Origin of the sequence: Leifsonella bigeumensis, from assembly GCF_039537265.1 — a bacterium.
GTDB classification, from domain to species: domain Bacteria; phylum Actinomycetota; class Actinomycetes; order Actinomycetales; family Microbacteriaceae; genus Terrimesophilobacter; species Terrimesophilobacter bigeumensis.
Map to the genome: position 1 here is coordinate 1,362,743 of NZ_BAABAE010000003.1, position 24,600 is coordinate 1,387,342.

The 24,600-nt window shown below is 67.8% G+C and carries 29 protein-coding genes; 6 read left to right on the forward strand and 23 right to left on the reverse strand.

Features of this window, described 5'->3' with window-relative positions:
* Positions 1-31: 31 nt before the first annotated feature.
* Together ABD678_RS11770 and ABD678_RS11775 are read right to left on the reverse strand one after the other, a co-directional pair.
* Entirely contained in the window at positions 32-286 is a 255-nt protein-coding gene (locus tag ABD678_RS11770; RefSeq protein ID WP_344756853.1) for a Smr/MutS family protein, read from the reverse strand.
* A 20-nt stretch (positions 287-306) separates the two neighbouring features.
* Positions 307-885 (reverse strand): dienelactone hydrolase family protein, encoded by a 579-nt coding sequence (locus ABD678_RS11775; RefSeq protein ID WP_344756855.1) that lies wholly within the window; start codon positions 883-885, stop codon positions 307-309.
* Between the two features lie 62 nt (positions 886-947).
* On the opposite strand from ABD678_RS11775, the gene ABD678_RS11780 reads away from it, so the two are divergent.
* Both ABD678_RS11780 and ABD678_RS11785 read left to right on the forward strand, forming a co-directional pair.
* The gene (locus ABD678_RS11780; RefSeq protein WP_344756857.1) at positions 948-1,250 is read left to right on the forward strand and encodes an antibiotic biosynthesis monooxygenase family protein; all 303 of its coding nucleotides are present in this window, start codon (positions 948-950) and stop codon (positions 1,248-1,250) included.
* 124 nt (positions 1,251-1,374) lie between these two features.
* Entirely contained in the window at positions 1,375-2,835 is a 1,461-nt protein-coding gene (locus ABD678_RS11785) for an HNH endonuclease signature motif containing protein (protein ID WP_344756859.1), read from the forward strand.
* 8 nt (positions 2,836-2,843) lie between these two features.
* Here ABD678_RS11785 and ABD678_RS11790 read toward each other — a convergent pair whose 3' ends face one another.
* Entirely contained in the window at positions 2,844-3,377 is a 534-nt protein-coding gene (locus ABD678_RS11790; protein WP_344756861.1) for an AAA family ATPase, read from the reverse strand.
* Positions 3,378-3,558: 181 nt separating this feature from the next.
* Here ABD678_RS11790 and ABD678_RS11795 point away from each other — a divergent pair, with 181 nt between their 5' ends.
* Positions 3,559-4,515 (forward strand): toll/interleukin-1 receptor domain-containing protein, encoded by a 957-nt coding sequence (locus ABD678_RS11795; protein WP_344756863.1) that lies wholly within the window; start codon positions 3,559-3,561, stop codon positions 4,513-4,515.
* Positions 4,516-4,594: 79 nt separating this feature from the next.
* Here ABD678_RS11795 and ABD678_RS11800 read toward each other — a convergent pair whose 3' ends face one another.
* The 6 genes from ABD678_RS11800 to paaA form a co-directional block, all read right to left on the reverse strand.
* Positions 4,595-5,365, reverse strand: coding sequence for an enoyl-CoA hydratase/isomerase family protein (locus ABD678_RS11800; RefSeq protein WP_344756865.1), 771 nt, complete (start codon positions 5,363-5,365; stop codon positions 4,595-4,597).
* Positions 5,366-5,447: 82 nt separating this feature from the next.
* Positions 5,448-6,617 (reverse strand): 1,2-phenylacetyl-CoA epoxidase subunit PaaE, encoded by a 1,170-nt coding sequence (gene paaE / locus ABD678_RS11805; protein WP_344756867.1) that lies wholly within the window; start codon positions 6,615-6,617, stop codon positions 5,448-5,450.
* Positions 6,617-7,162, reverse strand: a complete 546-nt coding sequence (gene paaD / locus ABD678_RS11810) for a 1,2-phenylacetyl-CoA epoxidase subunit PaaD (protein WP_425561986.1) — start codon at positions 7,160-7,162, stop codon at positions 6,617-6,619. Before paaD ends, paaE begins: the two co-directional genes overlap by 1 nt.
* Complete coding sequence (paaC, locus tag ABD678_RS11815) at positions 7,156-7,986, reverse strand: 1,2-phenylacetyl-CoA epoxidase subunit PaaC (RefSeq protein WP_425561965.1); 831 nt, start codon at positions 7,984-7,986, stop codon at positions 7,156-7,158. Before paaC ends, paaD begins: the two co-directional genes overlap by 7 nt.
* Complete coding sequence (paaB, locus tag ABD678_RS11820) at positions 7,983-8,288, reverse strand: 1,2-phenylacetyl-CoA epoxidase subunit PaaB (RefSeq protein WP_344756869.1); 306 nt, start codon at positions 8,286-8,288, stop codon at positions 7,983-7,985. The genes paaC and paaB overlap by 4 nt, the downstream gene beginning before the upstream one ends.
* Positions 8,285-9,259, reverse strand: a complete 975-nt coding sequence (gene paaA / locus ABD678_RS11825; RefSeq protein WP_344756871.1) for a 1,2-phenylacetyl-CoA epoxidase subunit PaaA — start codon at positions 9,257-9,259, stop codon at positions 8,285-8,287. The genes paaB and paaA overlap by 4 nt, the downstream gene beginning before the upstream one ends.
* A gap of 118 nt (positions 9,260-9,377) precedes the next feature.
* Here paaA and paaI point away from each other — a divergent pair, with 118 nt between their 5' ends.
* The gene (gene paaI / locus ABD678_RS11830; protein WP_344756873.1) at positions 9,378-9,845 is read left to right on the forward strand and encodes a hydroxyphenylacetyl-CoA thioesterase PaaI; all 468 of its coding nucleotides are present in this window, start codon (positions 9,378-9,380) and stop codon (positions 9,843-9,845) included.
* Positions 9,838-10,464, forward strand: coding sequence for a TetR/AcrR family transcriptional regulator (locus ABD678_RS11835; RefSeq protein ID WP_425561966.1), 627 nt, complete (start codon positions 9,838-9,840; stop codon positions 10,462-10,464). Before paaI ends, ABD678_RS11835 begins: the two co-directional genes overlap by 8 nt.
* 4 nt (positions 10,465-10,468) lie before the next feature.
* On the opposite strand, the gene paaZ is transcribed toward ABD678_RS11835, so the two are convergent.
* The 3 genes from paaZ to ABD678_RS11850 are packed head-to-tail and all read right to left on the reverse strand — an operon-like array spanning position 10,469 to position 14,177.
* A complete protein-coding gene (paaZ, locus tag ABD678_RS11840; RefSeq protein WP_344756875.1) occupies positions 10,469-12,532 on the reverse strand; it encodes a phenylacetic acid degradation bifunctional protein PaaZ in 2,064 nt (687 codons plus the stop codon).
* Positions 12,529-13,425, reverse strand: a complete 897-nt coding sequence (locus tag ABD678_RS11845; protein WP_344756877.1) for a 3-hydroxyacyl-CoA dehydrogenase family protein — start codon at positions 13,423-13,425, stop codon at positions 12,529-12,531. Before ABD678_RS11845 ends, paaZ begins: the two co-directional genes overlap by 4 nt.
* Positions 13,422-14,177 (reverse strand): enoyl-CoA hydratase/isomerase family protein, encoded by a 756-nt coding sequence (locus tag ABD678_RS11850; RefSeq protein WP_344756878.1) that lies wholly within the window; start codon positions 14,175-14,177, stop codon positions 13,422-13,424. Before ABD678_RS11850 ends, ABD678_RS11845 begins: the two co-directional genes overlap by 4 nt.
* A gap of 141 nt (positions 14,178-14,318) precedes the next feature.
* Here ABD678_RS11850 and ABD678_RS11855 point away from each other — a divergent pair, with 141 nt between their 5' ends.
* On the forward strand, positions 14,319-14,675 hold the full coding sequence (locus ABD678_RS11855) for a VOC family protein (RefSeq protein WP_344756879.1): 357 nt from the start codon (positions 14,319-14,321) through the stop codon (positions 14,673-14,675).
* 69 nt (positions 14,676-14,744) lie between these two features.
* On the opposite strand, the gene ABD678_RS11860 is transcribed toward ABD678_RS11855, so the two are convergent.
* Genes ABD678_RS11860 through ABD678_RS11910 form a run of 11 tightly spaced genes read right to left on the reverse strand, consistent with a single transcriptional unit; the run spans position 14,745 to position 24,585 of the window.
* Positions 14,745-15,794, reverse strand: coding sequence for an alpha/beta hydrolase (locus ABD678_RS11860; RefSeq protein ID WP_344756881.1), 1,050 nt, complete (start codon positions 15,792-15,794; stop codon positions 14,745-14,747).
* Positions 15,791-16,435: a CoA transferase subunit B gene (locus ABD678_RS11865; RefSeq protein ID WP_344756883.1), complete on the reverse strand. Its 645-nt coding sequence runs from the start codon at positions 16,433-16,435 to the stop codon at positions 15,791-15,793. The genes ABD678_RS11860 and ABD678_RS11865 overlap by 4 nt, the downstream gene beginning before the upstream one ends.
* Position 16,436: 1 nt before the next feature.
* Positions 16,437-17,207 carry a CoA transferase subunit A gene (locus ABD678_RS11870; protein ID WP_344756885.1) on the reverse strand — a complete coding sequence of 257 codons (771 nt, stop codon included), beginning with the start codon at positions 17,205-17,207 and terminating at the stop codon, positions 16,437-16,439.
* Complete coding sequence (locus ABD678_RS11875) at positions 17,204-18,145, reverse strand: alpha/beta hydrolase (protein WP_344756887.1); 942 nt, start codon at positions 18,143-18,145, stop codon at positions 17,204-17,206. Before ABD678_RS11875 ends, ABD678_RS11870 begins: the two co-directional genes overlap by 4 nt.
* Positions 18,130-18,876, reverse strand: coding sequence for a 3-hydroxybutyrate dehydrogenase (locus tag ABD678_RS11880; protein WP_344756889.1), 747 nt, complete (start codon positions 18,874-18,876; stop codon positions 18,130-18,132). Before ABD678_RS11880 ends, ABD678_RS11875 begins: the two co-directional genes overlap by 16 nt.
* Positions 18,873-19,568 carry a TetR/AcrR family transcriptional regulator gene (locus ABD678_RS11885; RefSeq protein ID WP_344756891.1) on the reverse strand — a complete coding sequence of 232 codons (696 nt, stop codon included), beginning with the start codon at positions 19,566-19,568 and terminating at the stop codon, positions 18,873-18,875. The genes ABD678_RS11880 and ABD678_RS11885 overlap by 4 nt, the downstream gene beginning before the upstream one ends.
* Positions 19,565-21,145, reverse strand: coding sequence for an AMP-binding protein (locus tag ABD678_RS11890; RefSeq protein ID WP_344756893.1), 1,581 nt, complete (start codon positions 21,143-21,145; stop codon positions 19,565-19,567). Before ABD678_RS11890 ends, ABD678_RS11885 begins: the two co-directional genes overlap by 4 nt.
* Positions 21,142-22,230, reverse strand: coding sequence for a branched-chain amino acid ABC transporter permease (locus ABD678_RS11895; RefSeq protein ID WP_344756895.1), 1,089 nt, complete (start codon positions 22,228-22,230; stop codon positions 21,142-21,144). Before ABD678_RS11895 ends, ABD678_RS11890 begins: the two co-directional genes overlap by 4 nt.
* Positions 22,227-23,102: a branched-chain amino acid ABC transporter permease gene (locus ABD678_RS11900; RefSeq protein WP_344756897.1), complete on the reverse strand. Its 876-nt coding sequence runs from the start codon at positions 23,100-23,102 to the stop codon at positions 22,227-22,229. The genes ABD678_RS11895 and ABD678_RS11900 overlap by 4 nt, the downstream gene beginning before the upstream one ends.
* A complete protein-coding gene (locus ABD678_RS11905) occupies positions 23,099-23,827 on the reverse strand; it encodes an ABC transporter ATP-binding protein (protein ID WP_344756899.1) in 729 nt (242 codons plus the stop codon). Before ABD678_RS11905 ends, ABD678_RS11900 begins: the two co-directional genes overlap by 4 nt.
* Positions 23,824-24,585, reverse strand: a complete 762-nt coding sequence (locus ABD678_RS11910; RefSeq protein ID WP_344756901.1) for an ABC transporter ATP-binding protein — start codon at positions 24,583-24,585, stop codon at positions 23,824-23,826. The genes ABD678_RS11905 and ABD678_RS11910 overlap by 4 nt, the downstream gene beginning before the upstream one ends.
* Positions 24,586-24,600 lie beyond the last annotated feature (15 nt).

Sequence of the window (24,600 nt, forward strand, 5' to 3'; positions counted from 1 at the left end):
CCGGAAGACTAACCCGCGACCTGACGAGTAACTACTTCCACCGGAAGTGCACGAACACGCGACCGAAGTTCTTTGAATCCTTCTCGACGCGGTGGTACTGGGCTTTGATCTCGGGCTGGTCCAGAAAGCGCAGCACCCGCTTCTTCAATGCCCCAGAGCCCTTGCCAGGGATGATCTCGATAAGCGGAGCCTTCTGGGCGACGGCCTCCTCGATGATGTCGCGAAGCGCCCGATCGATGTCGACACCGCGGTTATAGATGTCGTGCAGGTCGAGTGTGAGCTTCACGCACTCATCCTCTACCCGAATCAGTCGTTGGCAGCCAGGAACTCGAGTACGCGCTGGGTGAGGAGTTCTGCCGCTTCCGGCCGGTACGACGGAAGGGTGCTGTCCGCGAAGTAGTGCTGGTCGCCCGGATACACGAACAGCTCGGCGTCGTCGGTGGATGCGACGAGCTCGCGCGCGGCGTCGAGGTCGCCTTCGTCGGCGAAGTAGGGGTCGGCATCCATCCCATGGATCTGCACGGGGACGCCTGCGGGCCACGACTCGCCGAACTCGGTGAACGGCAAGCACGAATAGCAGAGCACCGCACCGCGAGCACCCGCGCGCGTCTGGGCGAGCATCTGCGCGGGGACCACGCCGAGGGAGAAGCCGAGGTAGACGAGCTCAGACGGGAGCGCATCCGCCGCCTGCCTGGCCCGCTCCATGACGGTGCCGAAGCCGATCTCCTGGGCATGCCCGACGCCCTCCTCGATGGTGGCGAAGGTCTTTCCCTCGAAGAGGTCGGGGGTGTGAACGGTGTGTCCAGCGGCGCGCAGCGTGTCCGCGAAGGCGACCACGCCGGGCGTGAGGCCGAGTGCGTGATGGAAGAGGGCGATCTCGGTCATCGCCCCAGTATGAACGGTGGGCCTGACAGTGAACGGCGACTGACAAGTGGGACACTGATCGCATGATCACAGAACATGCACTGCTTCCGGTGATTCCCGGGCAGGAGGGCGACTTCGAGGCCGCCTTCGCCACGGCGCGCGCCATTATTGCGGCGTCACCCGGATGCCGGAGTGTCTCGCTCTCGCGCTCGATCGAGTCGCCGAGCAGCTATCTCCTGCTCATCGAATGGGACAGTGTGGAGGCCCACATGGTCGGATTCCGCGAGTCCGAGGCCTTCGGACAGTGGCGGGCGCTCCTGCACCACTTCTACGACCCGAAGCCGGTGGTGGAGCACTTTCAGGTCGTGAGCGGCGGGTCGGCCTGAGCTTTCAGGGTCCTGGGCTCGGTACGGGTGAATCACGCTCTTCTTTCGTACCTTTGTTCGATCATTTTACCCTTAATCCGCAATTGCAATAGCAATTATTTTCTATCTCTGCTAGAATCTTCCCATGAGTTTCCCGACCTCAACCCTCGATTCGCCGGTAATCGCCGCCGGGTCGATGCTGTCGGATGGGCTCACTTCGGACTCGCTCAGGAGCATTGCACTCCAGCTCGTGGAGGCGGTCCCGCCGCGGCGGGTGCAGGGTCTCGGGGATGACGATCTCCTCGATGTCGCGGGAGCGATCGAGCATCTCGGGCGCTACGTCGACGCCCTGCGCGTCGAGGCTGCGGCGGAGATCTCGGAGCGGTCGCTCGTTGTCTGCCGAGCGGAGGGGCTGGCCGCGCGCAAGGGTTGCCGCAACGCCGCTGAACTCATCGAACGTGTGACGCGGGTGTCGGGCGCGACCGCCGTGCGACGCATCAAGCTCGGCCAGCACACGCGCACGGATCTCGCCGAGCCGGGCATGCCGCGGGCTCCGCGGTTCCAGTACGTCGCCGATGCGCTCGAGACCGGCCTGATCGGAGTGGATGCGGCAAGCGCGATCGTGGCCGGCATCCGGCCCGCCCTGCATCGTGGGACCGTCGAGGGCATCCGTGCCGCCGAGGAAGAGCTGGTGGCCGCCGCGATCGGAACGAGTGATCTGGTGCCGACCGCGTGCACGGCGGACGAGGTCCGCCAGCAGGCCATGGTCTGGCAGGCGTACCTCGACCCGGACGGCATGGAGCCGGTCGAGCGGCGTGCCTGGAATGCGCGTGGCTTCGAGGCCGGCACGCTGAGCGGTGGGCTCGTCCGCGGACGCTTCGCTCTCATGCCCGAGGTCGCCGCGAAGCTCAATCGGCTGTTCGACGCGTACCTGTCGCCGCGCGTGACGACTGAGTTCCGTACCGCGGAGGAGCAGGCCGAGGTCGATGCGGAGGCGGATCCCCGCACTCGCGACCAGCAGCGCCACGATGTGGTCGCTGCGATGGTCGATCACTATTCCCGCAGCGACGAGCCGCCGACGATCGGTGGTGCGGCGCCGACGGTGCTCGTGACGGTGCGCGACACGGACCTCGAAGCCAATCACGGTCGCGGTCACATCGACGGTGCGAAGTCGGATGTCTCGATGACGACGATCCGCCACCTGGCGTGCAGTGGCGGCCTCCAGTTCGTTTCGATCGACGCCTACGGCAGCATCCATGGTCTCGGTTCACCGCAGCGCTGCTTCACTTCCGCACAGCGCCGGGCGATCATCGCTCGCGACGGCGGATGCACGATCCCCGGATGCTCGATCCCCGCCGCCTGGTGCGAGATCCACCACGTCGACCCGGCCGAGAACAACGGACCTACCCATACAGATAATGGCGTTTTGCTCTGCTGGTTCCATCACCGAACGATCGAGACCTCGGGCTGGCAGATCAAAATGATCGGCGGCGCCCCGCACATCAAGCCACCACCCTGGATCAGTCACTCAGCATCCTGGCGGCCGGCCACCAAGTCCCCCACTATGCTCATCGACGCGGTAGAGAAACGTATGTTGCGCTGCTGAAGTGCGGGTCAGGTCTGAGCGCTCAGGTCAAGTGCCGCGCGTAGTTCGACGACGAGTTTCGGCATGTCAACTGGCGCATCGGTGTTCACGATGATCGTCGGGAACTGCGAGATTGGCCGAGCTGCCCGCACCAGCTGCTCCCACTCGAATCCGCGCTCGGTGTCCTGGTGAACCGGATGCCGGGGACGCTCCTCGAAGCGCCGCCGGGCCGTCTCAACGGACACCTCACACCACACTTCGACGGCTACGTCGATACCGGCGTCGGCGACTCCCCGCCGGAAGAACTCTTCGTCCCGACCTCTCGCCCAGAACGACTCGACGATCACCGGCCCATCGACCATGCCGACCAATGACCACATCACATCCGACGCCAGCGCGCCAAGCCGGCGGGTGTCCATTTGTACAGAGACGAGGTCGGCGAATGCCTCCTTGATCGCATCCTTCGACACGACGGGGAACCCCAACTCGACTTCTAGACTGGCCGCCACCGTTGTCTTTCCTGAGCCCGGGATCCCATTTACTACTACAGCAGCAGACGCCATCGGCTCAGACTATCCAGTAAGGGTAGGAAAGTCCCTATGCTTCCGTTCCCGCCATCTGGTGCGATATCCACACGTGGACCGCCAGCTAAGGCGGACACACCCATACCGACAGCCAGGTAACTCTATGTGCGGCCCGTGCGCTGGTCTCGGCTGGAGGGCTAGGGTGCGTTAGCATGCGAGCGTGACTGAAGATCGAAAAGATCGAGACTTCGAGTATGACGTGGTTCTCTCGTTCGCCGGAGAGCAGAGAGTCTACGTCGAGGAAGTCGCTGGCCAGCTTCGAGGCTTCGGCATCCGGGTGTTCTACGACGATTACGAGCGTGCGAACCTCTGGGGCAAGGACCTCTACGAGCACCTCGACTACATCTATCAGCGCGCGGCCGAATATTGCATTCAGTTCGTTTCGGCCGAATATGCAAAAAAGGTCTGGACGACGCACGAACGAAAGAGCGCGCAAGCGCGGGCAATTCAGGACTCAAGCGAGTACATCCTTCCCGTGCGATTCGACTCGACGGAGATCCCTGGTCTTAGGTCGACTGTTGGGTATATCGAAGCATCCAATGTCACTCCTGCCGAACTCGCTCAACTAATCAGGACGAAACTCGGGCCGCGCGCCCGGAAGAAGTACTTTCCTCCAGTCCCTGACCGGCTCTATAGCGCGCTCGAAGCCGACACGCATGAGGAACAAGAGGCCGTGCTCGAAATCGCTCACTCATTCATGGCAAGTCTTCTCCGCATGTCCAAACCGGAGCGATCCTTGGTGGCCTCAATTTTTGCGGTGGGATGCACGAGTGAGATGCCAGACAACGTCCACATCGAACTTGATCTGCTCCGACGAGATTTGGGCGTCACTCCAGCCGAGGCGATCGCGACCTTAAAGGGCATGAGTTCGATTGGAATCGAGGTCGAAGAACGTCATGATGAAGAAGGCCACGGCGACATGATCACAGTGAGGTGGCTCGATATGCGAGTACACGAGATAGATTCCCTCACGGAGAATTACTCGTTTACGCGCTCGACTGAGATCGCCGCGGCCATGCTTGAAGTGGGGCTTGATCACTACTGCATGCAGTGTGCGCGCGATCGTGTAGAGGAACTGGACTTCTCCGATCTCGCGTCGATCGACGGCACGGCGTAGCTGCGTATGCCACTCGAACAAGCAAAGCAACCCGGCTGACGAAAGGGCACGCAAGCGCCGACGACGATAAGCGTCTCTATCATTCCCCGACGAACTCTGCCTTGCGCTTTTGCTGGAACGCGGCGAAACCCTCGCGGTAGTCGGCGGTCATGCGCAGGTGCTCCTGGGCGACGTTCTCCTCAGCGACTGACTCCCACAGGCCTACGCGGTCGTCCCGTAGCTGAGCAATGAGTTTCTTGCTCGCCAGGAACGCCTGCGTTGCACCGGATGCTGCGGTCGCCGCCTTAGCGCGCGCGAAATCGAGGAGTTCGGCATCCGGGATCGCACGACTGAACAGGCCGGCCGCGACCGCCTCCGCGCCCGACATGAGCTCGGCGGTGTAGATCAGATCTAGGGCGCGGTGCGCACCCAGCCGCTCGAAGAACAGGGCGTGCCCGCCTGAGTCGAGCGTCGCCCCGAGGTTCGCGAACGGGGAACCGAGCTTCGCACCCTCCGCGACATAGACGACATCCGTGGCGATCAAAAGACCCAGGCCGATTCCGAGACACGCACCATGGGCCGCCGCGAAGGTCGGAGCGGGGAAATCGGCCAGAGCCCGCATGACCGGACCGAACGCGTCGCGGAGGAAAACGAGCGCATCATCCGTCGCGGGGTCGACCGCGGAGATGTCACGGCCGGCACAGAAAGCACGACCTTCGCCACGGAGGAGGAGAGCCCGCGGGGATGCCGCAGCCGCCTCCTGCAGACAAGCGCCCAGCTCCACCAGCGCTGCGTCGTCGAGGGCGTTGAGCTTGTCGGGGATCTCCAGAACTACCTCAGCGACGCCATGGGAGATGTTCAACGTGATCATCGGTACTCTCCGGTCTCTCGTGGTTCCTCGGTTTCGATACGCACCGCTGCGCGGAGCTACTCAACCAGCGGAACGGTCCACGTCAGCTGTCGTAGTTGACGGTCACGGCATCACTCGTCGGATGCGACTGGCAGGTGAGCACATAGCCTCGCTCCAACTCCTCCGGTTCGAGAGCATAGTTCTCGTCCATGTCGACCGTACCCGCGACGAGCTTCGCCCGACAGGTACCGCACACTCCCCCTGCGCACGCGAACGGCACATCCGACCGCACCCGAAGCGCAGCATTCAGCACCGTCTCCCGGCTGTGCAACGCCGTCGTCACCGTCGCCGACACCCCATCGAGCGTGAAGTTGATCGTGTGAACACCTTCGCTCTCGTCGACGACGACCGGCCTGCCGTGCTGCCCCTCCGGGCGATCCGGCCGGTCCGTCGTGAACAACTCGAACCGCACGTGCTTGCGATCGACGCCGGCCTCCTCGAGCGTGTCCCGCACGAGCTGCACGAGCTCGAACGGACCGCAGATGAACCACTCATCGACATCCTGCGGACGAACCAGGTGCTCGAGGAACACATGCAGACGCTCGGCATCCAGCCGGCCGGAGAGGACATCCGACACCCGCCGCTCCCGCGTCAGCACATGGAAGAGCGCGAACCGCGAAGGGTAACGATCCTTGAGTTCGGCGAGCTCCTCGAGGAACATGACATCCTGCGCCGTGCGATTCGAATAGACGAGACTGAACCGCGTGTTCGGCGACGACGCGAGCAGCGTCCGCGCGAGCGCCATGACCGGAGTGATCCCCGACCCTGCCGCGATCGCGGCATAGTGGCGGTCGGTGTCGCGCTCACCCGATTCTCCCCCGGATACCGGCGCGAGCTGCGTCGTGAAGGTACCCTGCGGGCTCATGACGTCGATGACCGTGCCGGCCGTGAGCGACTCATTCGCCCAGGTCGAGAACTCGCCGCCCAGGTCGCGCTTGATCGCCACCCTCAACTCCCCCGGCAGGGGCGCAGCACAGATCGAGTAACTGCGGCGCAGCTCCCTGCCGTTCAGCTCCTTGCGCAAGGCGAGGTACTGTCCCGGGGCGTAGTCGTACTCGCCGGCGAACTCCACCGGCACCGCGAACGTGACCTCGATCGAATCCTCGGTGAGCCTGCGCACCTCCCGCACCGCGAGCGGATGGAACCGGGCGCGCTTGCGAAGAGTGGCCGGCTCGAGCGAGGCCGACTCGAGCGCAGCTTCGTCCGGCGCCACTAGAGCACCTTGAAGTAGTCGAACGGCTCCTGACAGGCGTTGCAGGCGTAGAGCGCCTTACAGCTCGTCGAACCGAACCGCGAGGTCTCGCGCGTGTCGAGCGAACCGCACTGGGGGCACCTGACCGAGAGCGCGAGCCTGGTCGGGCCGGTCCGCCTCACCGGAGTCAGTCCCGACGGCGGCGCGATCCCGTACTCCTCGAGCTTGCGCTTGCCGGCCGCGGACATCCAGTCGGTCGTCCATGCCGGCGAGAGCACGAGCTCGACTTGGGGCTCCGGGTACCCGGCCGCGTCGAGCGCGGAGACGACATCATCGCGGATGGCGCCCATCGCCGGGCAACCCGAATAGGTCGGGGTGATCGTCACGTGCGCACGGCCATCGACGATCTCCGCAGAACGCAGCACCCCGAGATCCTCGATCGTGAGCACGGGCACCTCGGGGTCGAGCACCGTCGCCGCGACATCCCAGATACGCGCCGCCTCCGCATCGGACGGGCGGGGCCGGGCCTGCGCTTCGAGCGTGCCCCCTCGTGTCTCGATCACCAGGTCGCCTCCGGATGCGCACGCGCCAGCACCTGCATCTCCGCGAGCAACGGCCCCAGGAACTCGGTGTGGACGCCGTCGCGGCCGCCACCGCGGGCGACGAACCCCCTGAGGCCCTCGGTCGCGGGGCGTTCGAGTTCCGCGCGGGCGAGCACCTCGCCGGTCAACCGGTCGAAATCCTCGCGCAGGCTCGACGGGAGCACGGCGACACCGTCAAGGGAGGCGACGAGTTCGTCGTCGCGGAACAACTCATCGACGTAGGGCCACATGACGCCGAGCCCGGCGATCATCCGCCTCCGGGACTCCTCGGTGCCGAGTGCGAGCCGCAGCACCCACTGGGTCGCGTGGTCGCGGTGGTAGTCGACCTCCTTGACGGCCTTCGCGGCGATCGCGGCAAGAGTCGCATCCGACGAGTCGGCAAGCCGGCGGTGGAGCTCGAACTGGTAGAACGACGCGATCAGCTGCCGCGCGATCGTGTGGGCGAAATCACCGTTCGGCTGCTCGAAGAGTTGCGCGTTCCTGAACTCCGGCTCGTCGCGGAAGTAGGCGAGGTCGTCCTCCGTCTTGTCCCAGGCGAGCGCCGCATAGCTCAGGAACGAACGCGCGTGGCCGAGCTGGTCGAGACCGATGTTACCGAGGGCGACATCCTCCTCGAGCTCCGGCGCACGCGCGATCCACCACCCCAGCCGCTGGGCCAGGATGAGTGCATCATCACCGAGGCGCTGCGCGTAGTTCGCTACCGCCTCTGTCGGTTTCTCGCCGGCCTCGGTGATCTTCTCGGCGGTCAGTGCCTCGCCCGCCGAGATCCGGAACGACGTGTCGCTCACAAGTGCTTCACTCCCTCGGACTCCGTGTAGTAGCTCGCGTGGCGGTACTCCTTGCCGCGCGGGCTCTCGAAGAACGCTCCCTTGGCATCCGGGTCGGAGGCGATGATGTCGCTCGAGCGCACGACCCAGATCGAGACGCCCTCGTTGCGTCGCGTATAGAGGTCGCGCGCGTTGCGCACGGCCATCTCCGCGTCGGGGGCGTGCAGGGAGCCGGCGTGCAGGTGGGACAGGCCGCGAGACGAGCGCACGAAGACCTCCCAGAGCGGCCAGGGTTCTGTCTCATCGGAACCGGGGGCGCTCATGATGCGAGTCTTTCTGCGTCGCGAGCGGATGCCTCGCGCGCGGCATACGCCGCCGCGGCCTCGCGCACCCAGGCACCGCCCTCATGGGCCTCACGCCGCCGCTCGAGCCGGATCGCATTGGCCGGCCCGCGACCCTTGAGCACCTCGGTGAACTCGTTCCAGTCGAGCTCGCCGTAGTCGTAGTGGCCGCGCTCCTCGTTCCACTTCAGGTCGGGGTCGGGCAACGTGAGCCCGAGCACCTCGGCCTGCGGCACGATCATGTCGACGAAGCGCTGACGGAGGTCGTCGTTGCTGAAGCGCTTGATGTTCCAGGCCATCGACTGCGCAGAGTTCGGGCTGTCGGCATCGGGCGGCCCGAACATCATGAGGGCCGGCGCGTACCAGCGGTTGACGGACTCCTGCGCCATCTCGTGCTGCTCCGCGGTGCCGCGCGAGAGGTGCAGCAGGATCTCGAAGCCCTGCCGCTGGTGGAACGACTCCTCCTTGCAGATGCGCACCATCGCACGCCCATACGGACCAAAGGATGCGCGGCACAGCGGCACCTGGTTGCAGATCGCGGCGCCATCGACGAGCCAGCCGATCGAACCCATGTCGGCCCAGGTCGGCGTCGGATAGTTGAAGATCGAGGAGTACTTCGCCTTGCCCGAAATGAGGTCCTCGGTCATCCGGTCGCGCGTGACGCCGAGCGTCTGCGCGGCCGAGTAGAGGTAGAGGCCGTGGCCCGCCTCATCCTGCACCTTGGCCATGAGGATGGCCTTGCGCTTGAGGCTCGGCGCGCGGGTGATCCAGTTGCCTTCCGGCTGCATCCCGATGATCTCGGAGTGCGCGTGCTGGGAGATCTGCCGCACGAGCGTCTTGCGGTAGGCATCCGGCATCCAGTCGGCAGGCTCGACGCGCTGGTCGGCGGCGATGAGCTCGTCGAAGCGAGCGCGGCCCGCCGGGTCCTCCACGACCTCCGTGGTCGCCTCCATGTGCCACTCCGTTCCGCGTCGAGCGGGTCAGAAACCGGATACCGCAGGCTCTAGCGACTGACCGACCGTTCGTTTAGGCTGTCCTCTAGGCTAACACCGCACAGATTGGTGGTCAACGATGAGCGACGCCCAGAGCCACACGGCCCAGCGCCACCCGGCCCAGAGCTACGCGCGGCCCGACACGATGCTGCGTGACGACCGCGCCTCGACCGACCTGCTCGGCATGGATGTCGTGGAGATGAGCGAAGGCCACGCCGTCGTGACGATGACGGTGCGCGGCGACATGCTCAACGGCCACGCGATCATCCATGGCGGGCTCGTCTTCACCCTCGCCGACACCGCCTTCGCCATGGCCTGCAACGCCGAGGGCAGCGTGACCGTCTCCTCGGGCGCCGAGATCGTGTTCTTCGCCCCCGCCCACGAGGGCGATGTGCTCACCGCGACCGCCGCGCTGCGATCCAAGCGCGGGCGCAGCGGCATCTACGATGTCGAGGTGCGCAATGCCGACGGGATCGTGGCGGAGTTCCGCGGACACAGCCGCACGGTGCACGCCGACCGCGTGAGAAAGGTGGAGAACGGTGACTGACACAACGGTGACTGGTACGGCGCCGAAGGGCACAGCGCTCAAGGCGACCCGCCACAACCACGATCAGGAGTCGATCCTGCTCGTGGCCGTCGACGTGTTCAACCGGCACGGCTACGACGCCACCTCGATGGGAGTGCTCGCCGAGAACCTCGGTATCACCAAGTCGGCGATCTACCACCACGTCCCCAGCAAGGAGTACCTGCTGCAGCTCGCGCTCGACCGTGCCCTGGGCGGACTCGAGGCGATCCTCGACGACCCGCTCGCCGAGACCGGCCCGGCCGTCGACCGGCTCATGTTCGTGCTGCGGTCGGCCACCGGGGTACTCACCGACCAGTTGCCGTTCGTTACCCTCCTGCTGCGGCTGCGCGGCAACACCGAACTGGAGCGCGCGGCCCTCGAGCGGCGGCGCGCCTTCAACAAGGTGATCGCGGAGCTCGTCGACGAAGCCCGAGCGGATGGCGCCATCCGCAGCGACATCGACCCTCGCACGACGACGAGGCTCCTGTTCGGCATGATCGGCTCGATCGTCGACTGGTATCGTCCGGACGGCCCGGTCTCGGCGAACGCCGTCGCCGACGATGTCGTCGCTGTCGCCTTCGGCGGAGTGCGCGCCCGCTGAGGCCTCAGGCGGTGGTCGGCCAGGTCTTCGCGACGAGGGTCAACACGTCGTAGGCGGCCACGATCTCGTCGTCCTGGTTGTGGATGATGGCGTCCCAGCACACTTCGCCGTACTCGTCGGTCTCGCGCGGCGTGATCTTCTTCGCGGTGAGCGTGACCCGGATGCTGTCGCCCGGCGACACCGGCGTCACGAACCGCAGGTTCTCGAGCCCGTAATTGGCGAGCACCGGCCCGGGCGCAGGATCCACGAACAGCCCGGCAGCCCAGGAGACGAGCAGGTAGCCGTGGGCGACGATCCCCGGGAAGAACGGGTTCGCGGCAGCCGCCTCCTCATCGGTGTGGGCGTAGAAGGTGTCCCCGGTCGAGTTCGCGAAGGCCGTGATGTCCTCGAGCGTGACCTCGCGCAGCGGAGACGCGACGGCGTCCCCGATGCGCAACTCGGCGAGTGACTTGCGGAACGGGTGCGGCCCGTCGAGGCTGCGCGGCGCCCCCGCGAACCACTGCCCGGTCACTGCGGTGAGCATCGCGGGGGACCCCTGCACCGCGGTGCGCTGCATGTGGTGGAACACCGAGCGGATGCCGCCGAGCTCCTCTCCCCCGCCCGCACGACCGGGCCCACCGTGCACGAGATGCGGCACCGGCGAACCGTGCCCGGTGCTCGACCGGGCATCGTCGCGGTCGAGGATGAGCGTGCGCCCGTGGTGGGCCGCGATCCCCTCGATGACGGTACGGGCGACATCCGGATCATGGGTTGCCACTGTCGCGACGAGCGAGCCGCCGCCGAGCGCCGCGAGCGCGACGGCCTCCTCCACCGTGTCGTAGCCGATGACCGAGGAGACCGGCCCGAAGGCCTCGATCGAGTGGGCGGCCTGCGCGAGGGCGTCGGCGAAGTGCAGCAATACCGGTTGCAGGAAGGCGCCATCCGGGGCCAGCCCGGTCGACCCGTCGGCGAGGCGCACCTCGGGCTCGTCGAGCGATCCCATGACGATCTCGCCGCCCGCGGCCACGAGCTCGCCGACCCGCGTGAGCACCTCGGCCTTCTGCTCACGGCTCACGAGGGCGCCCATCGTCACGCCCTCTGCGCGCGGATCGCCGACGACGACGCGCTCGGCGACGCGGGCGGTCACGGCCTCGATGAGCGGGTCGACGAGCGCCGAGGGCACGATCGCCCGGCGGATGCTCGTGCACTTCTGCCCCGCCTTGACCGTCAGCTCCGTCACGAGCGACCTCACGTAGGCGTCGAATTCGGGCGTGCCGGCCACGGCATCCGGGCCGAGGATCGCCGCGTTGAGCGAATCAGTCTCCCCCGTGAACCGCACCCCGCCGTGCACGACGTTCGGGTGGGCACGCAGAGCGTTCGCCGTGCTCGCGGAGCCGGTGAAGCCGACGAGGTCGCGGTAGTCGAGGTGGTCGATGAGGTCGCGCGCGGGGCCGGAGATCAGCTGGAGGGCGCCCTCGGGCAGGATGCCGGACTCGACGATCGCGCGCACGGCCGCCTCGGCGACGTACACCGTGGGGGTCGCCGGCTTGACGATCGTCGGCACACCCGCGAGGAAGGCGGGCGCGAACTTCTCGAGCATGCCCCAGACCGGGAAGTTGAAGGCGTTGATCTGCACGGCGACGCCCGGCAGGCGCGTGTAGACGTGCTGGCCGAGGAAGGAGCCGTCCTTCGAGAGCACCTCGGGCGGACCGTCGACGACGAGGTTGGCATTCGGCAGCTCGCGACGACCCTTCGAGCCGAAGGTGAACAGCACGCCGATCCCGCCGTCGATGTCGACCATGGAGTCGCCGCGGGTGGCGCCGGTCCGTGCGGAGACCTCGTAGAGCTCCTCGCGGCGGCCGTTCAGGTACTGGGCGAGTTCCTTGAGCTTCAGTGCCCGCTCATGGAAGGTGAGCGAGCCGAGCGCGACCTGGCCGACGGTGCGCGCGTATTCGATCGCGCCCGGGATGTCCGCGCCCGCGACACTCACCTCGGCGACCGTCTCGCCGGTGCTCGCGTCGCGCACGGGGACGCCCACGGCATCCGGCGCCCACCAGGCGCCCTGCAGGTAGCTCGGGACGTTACTCATGCGCTCTCTCCGGGTTGTGAATTCTCCGTCGGCCAGTCGTAGAAGCCGCGGCCGGTCTTGCGGCCCAGTTCGCCGCGCGCGACCTTCTCGCGCAGCAACTGTGGCGGGGCGAAACGCTCCCCCAGCGTCGCTTGCAGGTATTCGGCGATGCCGAGGCGCACGTCGAGGCCGACGAGGTCGGTGAGCTTCAATGGCCCCATCGGATGCCCGTACCCGAGCGCCATGGCCGCGTCGATGTCCGCCGCGCTCGCGACACCGTCCTCGAGCATCCGGATCGCCTCGAGGGCGATCGCGACGCCGAGCCGGGAACTGGCGAAACCGGGGACATCCTGCACGGTGATCGGGGTCTTGCCGAGGGCCGCGACCCAGCCGGCCGCCGCGGCGGTCAGCTCGGGCGCGGTGCGCTGGCCGACGACGATCTCGACGAGCTTCGAAGCGGGAACCGGGTTGAAGAAGTGCAGGCCGCAGAAGCGCTCGGGGCGGGCGAGATGCCCGGCGAGTGTCGTGATCGAGATCGAGGAGGTGTTACTGGCGAGCCAGGCACCCGCCCCGTCCGAAGCAGCGCCGACCGCCGCCTCGACCCGGCCGAGGGCGTCGAGCTTGAGTTCGAGCGATTCCGGTACGGCTTCGACGACAAGCCCGGCCTCAGCGAACGCATCCACATCGGTGCCGAATCCGAGCCTGGCGGTGAGCTCTTCGAGAGGCTCCTCCGTTGTCGCGCGCTCGACGCTCGTCATGAGCGCCGCGAGCACCCGCCCGCGCGCCATCCGCACGCTCTCTGCGTCGCGCTCGACGACCGCGACGCGGGCGCCGGCCAGGGCGAAGGCGTGGGCGATCCCGGCGCCCATCCGGCCGCCGCCCAGCACGCCGACGATCGCCGGCACGCCGCTCACTTCTTCGTCCTGTTCGGACCGCGCTTGTCCAGAAAGGCTGTCATCCGCTCCCGCTTGGCGTCCGACTCGAACAGCACCGCCTGCTCCTGCAGGTCGATGTCCGGATGGGCTTCGCGCGGCGCGGCGAGCACACGCTTGGTGGCCATGAGCGCTGCGGGGTCATTCGCGAGGATGCGGTCGGCGAGCACGTGCGCGGCCTCGAGCAGGGCATCCGGTTCATGCACCTCGCTCACGAGCCGCAGAGCAAGCGCCTCCTGAGCATTCAGCACACGGCCGGCGAGCAGGATCTCCTTCGCGACGGTTTCGCCGACGAGTTCGAGCAGCCGCCAGGTGGCCCCCGCACCCGCGAGGATTCCGAGGCCGACCTCCGGGTTCCCGATCTTGGCCGTCGTGCTCGCGATGCGGAAGTCGGCCGCGTAGGCGAGCTCTGCGCCGCCGCCGAGAGCGTAGCCGTCGATCGCGGCGATGACGGGCATCGGCAGGGCGGCGATCCGCTGGAAGATCCTGGTGTTGATGCCGGCGAGCGCCTCGGCGCGTCCGCGCTCGCGCAGCTGCCGGATGTCGGCGCCCGAGGCGAAGGTGCCTCCTGCGCCCGAGATCACGAGCAGCCGTGGCGTGGCCTCGAGCCCTTCGCACACGGCGTGCAACTCGTCGACCATCGCCTGGTCGATCGCGTTGCGGACATCCGGCCGATTGAGCACGACGTGCACGCGGTCGTCGCGCTCCTCCACGCTGAGGGATGGCTGCGTCATGCTCCGCCTTCGCTGCCGGGTCGCCGCAGGTGTCACCCACAGGCGATCGACTGACTGACCGTTCGTTCTGTCAAGGATGTCACGGGCGCGGTGCCCGGTCAAACCTTCGTTCCGCACCGCCCGGTGACTAGGCTACCGGGCATGATCCGCATCGGCTCGGTCGTGCTGCGCGTCGAGGATCTCGCGCGACAGAAAGCGTTCTGGATGGCGGCGCTCGACTACGTCGACCGCGAGGGCGATGACGACGACTTCGCCCTGCTGAGACCGCGCGACGGCACCGGCCCGAACCTCTCCCTCGACGAGCACGCCGCTCCTGCCAGCCTGCCGCCCCGCATCCACCTCGACCTCTACGCCGAGGACCAGGATGCCGAGATCGAGCGCCTGCTCGCCCTGGGTGCTCGACGCGTCGAGTGGGCGAAACGGCCGGCGGATGCCGACTACGTCATCCTCGAGGACCCCGAGGGCAACCGGTTCTGCGTCGTGGACGCGAGCGGCTGAGCTGTCGGCCCCTGATCTGCCGGCCGCTGATCTGTCGACCCCCGATCTGCTGACCGCTGGCCCGCGGACTCAGCGGATGAGCGCCGCGAGTGCAGCGTCGAACTCGTCAGGATGCTCGAGCTGCGGCGAGTGCCCGCAGTTCTCGAGCAGGACCTCGGTGTAGTCCCCTCCGGCCGCCGGGTACGCCTCGAACACCGCGCGTGTCTGGGTGACCATCGGCTGGGGCGGTGCGACATCCTCGCCCGGCCAGCCGGGGATGATGCCGAGCTGGCCGAGGTAGTTGAGGTCGAAGAAGGAATTGTCGGAGACGATCGCGTCATCGGTGCCGTGGATCCAGGTAACCGGAGGCTTGCGCTCGAGGTCGACGATGCCCGAGGTGTCGAACACCGTCGGTGCCATCGTGTTGAGGATGCCCCTGTCCCCCGGTGCGAACCCCGGCCAGTTCTCGCTCGGCACGGAGTTGCCCGGGTAGTTGCCCTCGCCGGTCTTCGTCGAGAGCATCGACTCGACCCAGAGATCCTCGTGCTCGGACTCGAAACCGGACTTGACGTAAGAGCTGCGGTAGACGCTGCGCGGCGAAGTCTGCTCGTCGGCACTCGTGTCTCCGGCGGCCAGCCGCGCCACGAAGTCGGGGTTCGCTCCCCCGGCGCCGCAGCCCGCGGCATCCGGAGTGAGGAGCCGCCCGTCGGGGCCGGCCGTCGCGCCGAACCCGTACGGAGACACCGGGGCCTGCAGCAGCGTGGAGGCCACGAGCTCGTTGTGATCGAGCATGAGCTGCATGACGACACCGCCGCCCATGCTCCAGCCGACGAAGTGCGCGGACTCGATGCCGAGGGCTCTCACCACCGTGGCCACGTCGTCGGAGTAGTCGCGAAGGCCGCGCGTCGCGTCGACGTCGAGCGTCTCACTGTCGCCGAACCCGCGCAGGTCGATCGCGTAGGCCTGCTGCTCGGGGAGCAGGCGCAGCATCGTCGGCTGCCAGAACAGGGACGAGGAGACGTTGCCGTGCACGAACACGACGGGCACGGCATCACCGCCGGCGCGCTCCAGCACGTTGGCGCGGTAGCGCTCGGTCTCGACTGTCCGCGCGATGACTCCGTCGAGCAGCGTTCCCGTCACGACAGTTCCTCTCCCAGGATCAGCTCAGGCTCGGTCGCGGCCCGCACCTCGTCGACGGTCACGCCGGGAGCGAGCTCACGCAGGACGAGACCGTCGTCGGTCACGTCGATGACGGCGAGGTCGGTGATGATGCGGTCGACGACGCCGCGGCCGGTGAGCGGCAGCGAGCACTCGTTCACGATCTTGGCCGAGCCGTCCTTCGCGACGTGCTCCATGAGCACGATGAGCTTGCCCGCGCCGTGCACGAGGTCCATGGCACCGCCAGGACCCTTGACCATCTTGCCCGGGATCATCCAGTTGGCGAGGTCCCCCTTCGTCGAGACCTGCATCGCGCCGAGGATCGCGGCGTCGATCTTGCCGCCGCGGATCATCCCGAAGCTCATCGACGAGTCGAAGAACGCCGAACCGGGCAGGAGCGTCACGGTCTCCTTGCCGGCGTTGATGAGGTCGGGGTCGACGTTCTCTTCCGTCGGATACGGGCCGACACCGAGGATGCCGTTCTCCGACTGCAGGACGACGGTCACGCCATCCGGAACGTAGTTGGGCACGAGGGTCGGGAGCCCGATGCCGAGGTTGACGTAGGCGCCGTCCTCGAGCTCGCGCGCGGCGCGCGCCGCCATCTCATCGCGTGTCAGTCCCATGTCAGTTCTCCCTCACGGTCCGGCGCTCGATGCGCTTCTCGATACCGGTGCCGACCTCGACGACGCGGTGCACGTAGACGCCCGGGAGGTGCACGGTGTCCGGGTCGATCGCGCCGGGCTCGACGAGTTCCTCGACCTGGGCGATGCACACGCGCCCGGCCATCGCAGCGATCGGGTTGAAGTTGCGGGCCGCCTTGTTGAACACGAGGTTGCCGTGCCGGTCGCCGCGCAGGGCGTGGACGATCGAGAAGTCGGTCGTGATGGCCTCCTCGAGTACGAACTCGCGCTCCCGGCCGTTGAACTCGAAGGTGCGCACATCCTTCACCGGTGAGGCGATCGCGATCGAGCCGTCCGGCGCATACCGGCGCGGCAGCCCGCCCTCCGCGACCTGCGTGCCGACCCCGGTGGGGGTGAAGAAGGCAGCGATACCGGATCCCCCCGCGCGCAGCTTCTCGGCGAGCGTTCCCTGCGGTGTGAGCTCGAGCTCGAGCTCGCCGGAGAGGAACTGCCGCTCGAACTCCTTGTTCTCGCCCACGTACGACGAGGTCATCTTGCGGATGCGCTGGGCGCCGAGCAGGATGCCGAGCCCCCAGTCGTCCACGCCGCAGTTGTTGCTCACGATCGAGAGATCCTTGACCCCGGAGGCGAGGATCGCCTCGATGAGGACCATCGGATTGCCGGAGAGGCCGAAACCGCCGACCGCGAGGCTCGCGCCGTCCCGTATGTCGGCGACCGCCTCGGCCGCGCTCGGAACTGACTTGTCGAAACTCATGCCTGCTCCACTTCGTTGTGAGACACCGTCTCGCGCCGGATAGCCTCCATGACGACCCCGGAGATCGCCTGAGCTCCGCGGTCCGACATCACGATCGTATAGTGATTGACGTCCTCGACGGCCAGCATCCGGACATCGGGTAACTTCCTGGACCACTCGGCCACCGCCTCCACCGGGTAGAGCGGTGGGATCTCGTCCATGAGCCCACGCGGCGCGGAGAGGAACGTCGTCGGATGGGCGAGCTCGTCGATCGCGCGCAGCAGCGATGTTCCGCCGCGCAGCTCGATCGAGTCCTCGGCGACCGCGTCGTAGGAGCTCGAGGGGTGCAGGTTCGGCTCGTCGCCGACGAGGTCGTAGTCGACGTAGTCCTCGACGAGCTCGCTCCAGTCGCGCGCGAACGCGGGGTGCAGCTTCCAGAACTCGCGGTACCGCTCGCGCGAGGCGAACGTCATCGAGAGGCGCTCCGCCGCCGGCCCGAGCGTCGCCATCATGAGCTCCTCGTCGCTCATGCCGGCCGGGGCCGGCAGTGGAAGGCCCCCGTCGACGAGCACGAGCGAGGAGACGAGCTGCGGATGCCGGTTCGCGAGCACGAGGGAGGCGAACGCCCCCATGGAGTGACCGACCACGACGGCGCGCTCGATACCGAGGTGCTCGAGCACAGCGGCGAGGTCATCGGCATGCTGCGGCATTCCCCACGGCCCCGGCAGGGTGTTGCTGCGTCCGCGACCGCGCAGGTCCGGCGCGATGATCCGGATGCCGGGCAGGCGCCGGGCGAGGGCCGGCCAGGTGAGGTGGTTGGCGGTGACCCCGTGCACGGCGAGCACCGCGGGGCCGTTCGATGGCCCCCACGTGCCGACGGCGAGATCGCCTCCGCGCACCGACACGGACATCCGGGTGTAGCCCAAGCGAGCGTCGAGGCCGGTCATCGCGCCGTCCACCCGCCATCCATCGTGTAGGAGGCGCCGGTGACCATGCCCGAGGTGTCCCCGGCGAGCCAGAGTGCGAGGTCGGCGACCTCCTCCGGTTCGACGAGCCGCTTGACGGCGATCTCGGCGAGCATGACCTTCTCGACGACCTCCGACTCCGGGATGCCGTGGATGCGCGCCTGGTCGGCGATCTGCTTCTCGACGAGCGGCGTGCGCACGTAGGCGGGGTTGATGCAGTTGCTCGTGACACCGTGCGGCCCGCCCTCGAGCGCCGTGACCTTCGACAGACCCTCGAGGCCGTGCTTGGCCGTGACATAGGCCGACTTGAACGCGCTCGCGCGCAGTCCATGCGCCGAGGACAGGTTGATGATGCGCCCGTGGCCGCGCTCGTACATCTTCGGCAGCGCCGCCCTGATGAGCAGGAACGGCGACTCGAGCATGAGCCGCAGGATGAGGCTGAACTTCATCGGGTCGAACTCCTCGATCGGGGCGACATGCTGGATGCCCGCATTGTTGACGAGGATGTCGACGTCGAGCTCGAGATCGGCGAGTGCCGCGGTGTCGCTCAGGTCGACCTGCCAGGCCTCGCCGCCCAGCTCGCCGGCCACCGCGGTCGCGGCATCCCCGTTGAGGTCGGCGACGATCACGTGGGCGCCCGCCCGCGCGAACACCCGCGCGCAGGCGGCGCCGATACCGCTCGCACCCCCGGTCACGAGCGCCCTGCGCCCGGTCAGGTCCGTCATGTCCTGTCCTTTCCTGTCTTCTGCGCGTGCTCCGGCGGGGTACCGGGCGCCGGCGCCCCGAGCCCGCGCTGGATGAAGCGCATCATCTGTTCGAAGACCTCGTCCGGCACCCGGGACGTGCCACTCGCGGTCGGGTCGTTCTCAGCTCCGGCCGCACCGTCGTCCGCGACGTCGCTGCCCCACAGGACCCAGCGCATCCCCACCATCTCGCCGATGCCCATGAGAATCCAGGCGACGATCCCCGGGTTGATGTCGCCGACCTCGCCGTTGTCGCGTGCCGTGCTGAGCCCGTCGATGTACCCGTCGACGATGCGCGTGTAGTGCAGCCGCAGCGCGCTCGGGGAGACGAACTCGGCCTCGCGCACGATCCGGTAGAGCGCCGGATGCTGCGCCGTGAACTCGAAGAAGCCGCGGAAGCCGGCGCGTTCGGACTCGATCCTCGTCGTCGCACCGGCCGCAGCCTCGGTCATCGCATGCCGGACGCGACGGTTGAGGTCCTCGACGAGCTCCTCGAAGATCTCCAGCTTGCTCGAGAAATACAGGTAGAAGGTTCCCTGCGCGACCCCGGCGGCCTCGGTGATGCGCACGATGGAGGCCTCGCTGTAGCCGCACTCGGCGAAGACCTGCTCGGCCGCTTCGAGCAGTCTGGCGCGCGTGCGGGTACCGCGCGCGGTGCGAGGCGCATCCGTCATGGGCGTGCCTCCGCAGCGGTGTCGACGCGGCCGGAAGCGGTGTAGTCCTCGACGAGCACCCTCCGCAGCACCTTGTTGGCGGAGGAGCGCGGCAGCCTCGACAGCATGACGACGCTCTTCGGCACCTTGAAGGCCGCGAGCTGGGCGCGGCACAGGTCGAGCAGGTCCTTCTCGTCGGTGGGGACGCCATGGCGAAGCACCACGAAGGCGACACCGACCTCGCCCCAGCGGTCATCCGGGACGCCGACGACCGCGACATCGGCGACGGCCGGATGCCCGGAGAGCACGTTCTCGACCTCGCTCGGTGAAATGCTCTCCCCGCCGGAGATGTAGATGTCGGAGATCCGGTCGATGACGCGGAAGTACCCCTGCGCGTCACGGTGCACGAGGTCGCCGGTGTGGAGCCAGCCGCCGCGCAGGGTGACGGCGCTCAGTTCCGGGTCGCGGAAGTAGCCGGGGAACACGCTCGGGCCGCGCACGAGAAGCTCCCCGCTCGCCTCCCCCTCGAGCTCATCGCCGGTGACCGGGTCGGCGACGGCCACCTCCACGTGCGGGTAGGGCTTTCCGGCGAGACCGACCTTGGTGCGCGCATCCTCGTCGGGAAGGCACAGCACGTTCGGACTGGCCTCGGTCAGCCCGTAGCCCTGCGTGAGGGCGACGCCGCGCGAGTGCCAGGTGCGCAGGAGCGGTTCCGGCATGGGTGCGCCTCCCACGATCGCGTGCCGCAGGCTCGAGAGGTCGGTCGTGGCGAAGGCCGGATGCTCGGAGAGGAACAGGTAGTTCGCCGGAACGCCCATGGTCGTGGTGATCCGGCGCTCCTGGATGAGCTGCAGCACGCGTCCAGGGTCGAAGGTGCGCTCGAGCACGACGGTCGCGCCCACCCACCAGGCCAGCAGCGGCTGCACGTTCCAGCCCCCCACGTGGTATTGCGGCATGACCGCGAGGACGATGTCCGAGCTCGTGATCTCGGCGGTGCGGGAGAGCGCGAGGTTCGTCCAGAAGCAGTTGCCGTGGGTGAGGATCGCACCGTGCGGCCGACCCTGAGTACCGGAGGTGAAGACGATGAGGAGGGCGTCGTCGTCGCGCACCTCGCGACGAACCGGCGGGTCCTCGAACCCGCCCTGGCCACGTGCGCTGCGCACCGGATGCGGCACGTCGGCCTCGATACCGCTCCCGCCGAGCGAGCGGACCACCGGCGGCTGGACGAGACGGCGAGTCGTCGCGACGCTCAGGGTCGTGAACTCGTCCTCCACGAGCAGGAGAGCCGGATCCGCCTGTTCGAGCTGCAGGGCGAGTTCGCGCGGCGAGAGCCGCCAGGAGAGCGGAACGAGCACGAGCCCGGCCTTCGCGCAGGCGAAGAACACGACGACGTGGTCCGCGCTGTTGCCGGTGATCGTCGCGATGCGGTCGCCCACCCCGTAGCCCCGGTCGAGGAGGTTCTCCGCGAGCGCGCTCGCCCGTTCGTCGAGCTCCCGGTAGGTGAGAACGACGCCGCGGTCGTCCACGGCGACGCGGTCGGGCGTCGCGACGGCACGGTCGCGCGTCCAGCGGCCCAGGGTGTGCAGTTCGTCGGTCATCCGAGTTCCTCCAGGACGTCACGAGGGTCGTTCGCCCTCGTCCTTCCCTTCGCAATTCTGCTCGCAACGCCGGCGATACCGCCGGGAAGGAACAGGACCACGAGGATGAACAGCGTTCCCAGGATGAACAGCGGCTGGGAAAGGGGGATCCGCAGGATGTCCGGGAGCGCGCTCACGGCATCCGAGGAGGCGAAGGCGGTGAGCCGCTGGTCGAGCAAGGTGTAGACGACGCCCCCGATCACGGCTCCCCAGCGGTAGCCGACACCGCCGAGCACGACGATCACGAGCAGGGTGAGCGTGAAGTCCGCCGAGGCGAGCTTCTGCGTCGCGCTGCTCTGCAGCAGCAGGTAGGTCATGCCGACGACCGTTGCGAGCACCCCGCCGATCGCGAAGGTGAGGAGCTTGACGAAGTACGGGCGGATGCCGATGACCCGGACGCGCAGCTCGTTCTCCCGGGTGGCTGCCACGACGTGCCCGGCGCGGGAGCGCTCGAACCAGCTCGTCACGAGGAACACGATGACGAGGATCGCCAGGCACAGCCAGTACAGGTTCTTCGTCTGCAGCACCCCGACCAGGAAGTCGGGCACGTGCGTCGTGTCGAGGGTGAGGCCCTCGTCCCCGCCGGTGAGCTGACCCGGATTCTTGCGGATGAGCACCGATCCGGCCTGGGCGAAGGCGAGCGTCACCATGGCGAAGGAGATTCCGGTGACCCGCAGGCTCAGTGCGCCGACCGCTGCGGCGACGAACAGGCCGGCGATGAAGGTCAGGACGATCGCCGGGAGCAGCTCCAGTCCGAAGTGGCGCAGGGCGATGCCGAGACCGTAGGCGCCGATCGCGAAGTACAGGGTGTGGCCGAAGGAGAGCAGGCCCGCAACACCGAAGATCAGGTGGTAGCTGAGGGCGAGCGCGGCGATGAGCATGCTGAAGGCGAGCAGCTGCAGGGTGCCGGGCGTGTAGGTCGGGCCGGGGAGCACGCCGGGAATGTTGAGAGCGAGCAACGGGAGGATCGCCAGGAAGCCGACGAGGACCCCGGCAAGAAGCCACTTGACGACCGGCATGGCCAGCACTTCCCTCACGCGCTTCATGCCTTGCTCCCGAGAAGTCCGCTCGGTTTCACCAGGAGCACCGCAGCCAGGAGCAGCACGACCACGAAGTCACCGGTTCCACCGAGGTAGTAGTTGGCGAACTGCTGCAGGACGGCGACGATCGCGGAGGCGATCGCGGCGCCGCTCAGCGATCCGAGCCCGCCGATGACGGTGACGATGAACGCGAAGATGAGGAGCGAACCCCCGATCGTCGGGCTCACATAGCCGTAATAGCTCGCGGCGAGCACCCCGCCGAACCCGGCCGCAGCACCGCCGATCGCGAAGACGACCGTGAACGCCCGCCGCACGTCGATGCCGAGCGCGGTGACCATCGACCGGTTCTCGACACCGGCCCGGATGATGAGCCCGAAGCGCGTGTACTTGAGGAAGGCGACGATCCCGAGCAGCACGACGATCGCGGCGAGGATGAGGATGAACCGGTTGTTGGGGATGGAGGCGCCGAGCACATCCGTCGTGCCGTCGAGCCAGGCGGGGCCGGTCACGAAGATCGGGTCGACGCCCCAGATCCCGTCGAACAGGGCGACCGAGGCGAGGGCGAGACCGACCGTCACGAGCACCTGCTCGATATGCCGTTCATAGAGCTTGCGGATGAGGAAGAACTCGGTCGCCGCGGCGAAGGCTGCGCCGACGACGGCGCCCAGGACGAGGGAGGCGACGAAGGTGCCCCAGTTGTCGGCGCCGAGCCTGCGGGCGAGCTCCCAGCCGGCGAAGGCGCCGAGGGTGAGGAACGAGCCGTGGGCGAAGTTCAGGACCCCCATGAGGCCGTAGATGAGTGAGAGGCCGGAGGCCACCAGGAAGTACAGTGCGCCGAGGCCGAGCCCGGTGATGAGAAGCAGGATGACGGTGCTCACGAGGTCGCCTCCTGCTCCGTGTGCACGCCGAGGAAACGGCGGATGAGGGACTCGTCGTCGAGGAACTCGGTCGCGATGCCCGTGTGCACGACGCGGCCGCCCGCGATCACGACGACATCGTCGGCGAGCTGGCGCACGACCTGAAGGTTCTGCTCGACGAGCAGCACGGGGACAGTCTTCGCTGCCTCGGCGAGTGCGGCGGCGACCTCACCCACGATGATCGGGGCGAGGCCCTTGGTGGGCTCGTCGACGAGGAGGAGCCGGTTGTCGTTGAGCAGGGCGCGCGCGAGCGACACCATCTGCTGCTGGCCGCCGGAGAGGGTTCCGGCGAGCTGGCCGGCGCGCTCGACGAGATCCGGGAACAAGCCTGCGACGAACTCGCGACGGGGACTGGGATCGCGCTCGGCCAGGCGCAGGTTCTCGGCGACGGTGAGCTTCGCGAAGACCTCGCGGTCCTCCGGCACGTAGCCGATACCGCGCTGGACGATGCGGTGAGTGCGCTGGCGGTCGATGCGCTCCCCGTCGCCGTGCTCCCCGAAGAGCGTCACCTCGCCCCGGCGCTCGATGAGGCCGAGGATCCCCTTGATGGTGCTCGTCTTACCCACGCCGTTGCGGCCGAGGAGCGCCGTGACGCCGGTCGCAGCGACGTCGAAGCTCACGTCCTCGACGACCTGCTGGCCGGCGATCCGCGCGCTCAGGTTGCGGACGGTGAGGATGTCGCTCATGCCGCATCCCCCAGGTAGGCGCCCTGCACGGCCGGGTTCGCCATGACCTCGTCCGGCGTCCCGTCGGCGAGCAGTTGGCCGTGGTGCATGACCGCGACCCGGTCGACGAGCCCGAGCACGACGTCGATGTGGTGCTCGACCATGAGCACGGTGCGCCCGGCATCCTTGTGGAGACCGCGGATGACCTCGACGAGGCCGGGGACGTCGCCAGAGGCGACGCCGGCCATGGGCTCATCGAGCAGGATGACCCTGGGGTCGGCGGCGAGGAGCATGGCGATCTCGAGCTTGCGCTTGTCGCCGTGGGAGAGCACCCCGGCCTCCGTCTTCGCGTGGTGCGCGAGCCCCACCTCGTCGAGGCGTTCCATCGCGCGGGTCGTCGCCTGATCCCCCCGATGGGGGAACCGGACGATGGAGAGGCTTCCACCGAGCGCGACCTGCGCGGCGAGTCTCACGTTCTCCAGTGCGCTCAAACCGTTGAAGAGGCTCGAGGTCTGGAAGGTCCTGCCAAGGCCAGCCCGCGCTCGCGCGTGGATCTGCTCGTTCGTGACGTCCCTCCCGGCCAGACGGATCGCACCGGAAGTCGGTGCGATCACGCCGGACACGAGATTGAACAGGGTGGTCTTCCCCGCTCCGTTGGGGCCGATCACGCCGAGCATCTCGCCTTCGGTGACCGAGAGCGTGACATCCTCGAGGATGCGCGCGCCCCCGATCCGCAGGCTGAGGTGCTCGACGGCGAGCACGGGCTGGTTGGCAGTCATCGTGTAACGGTATTA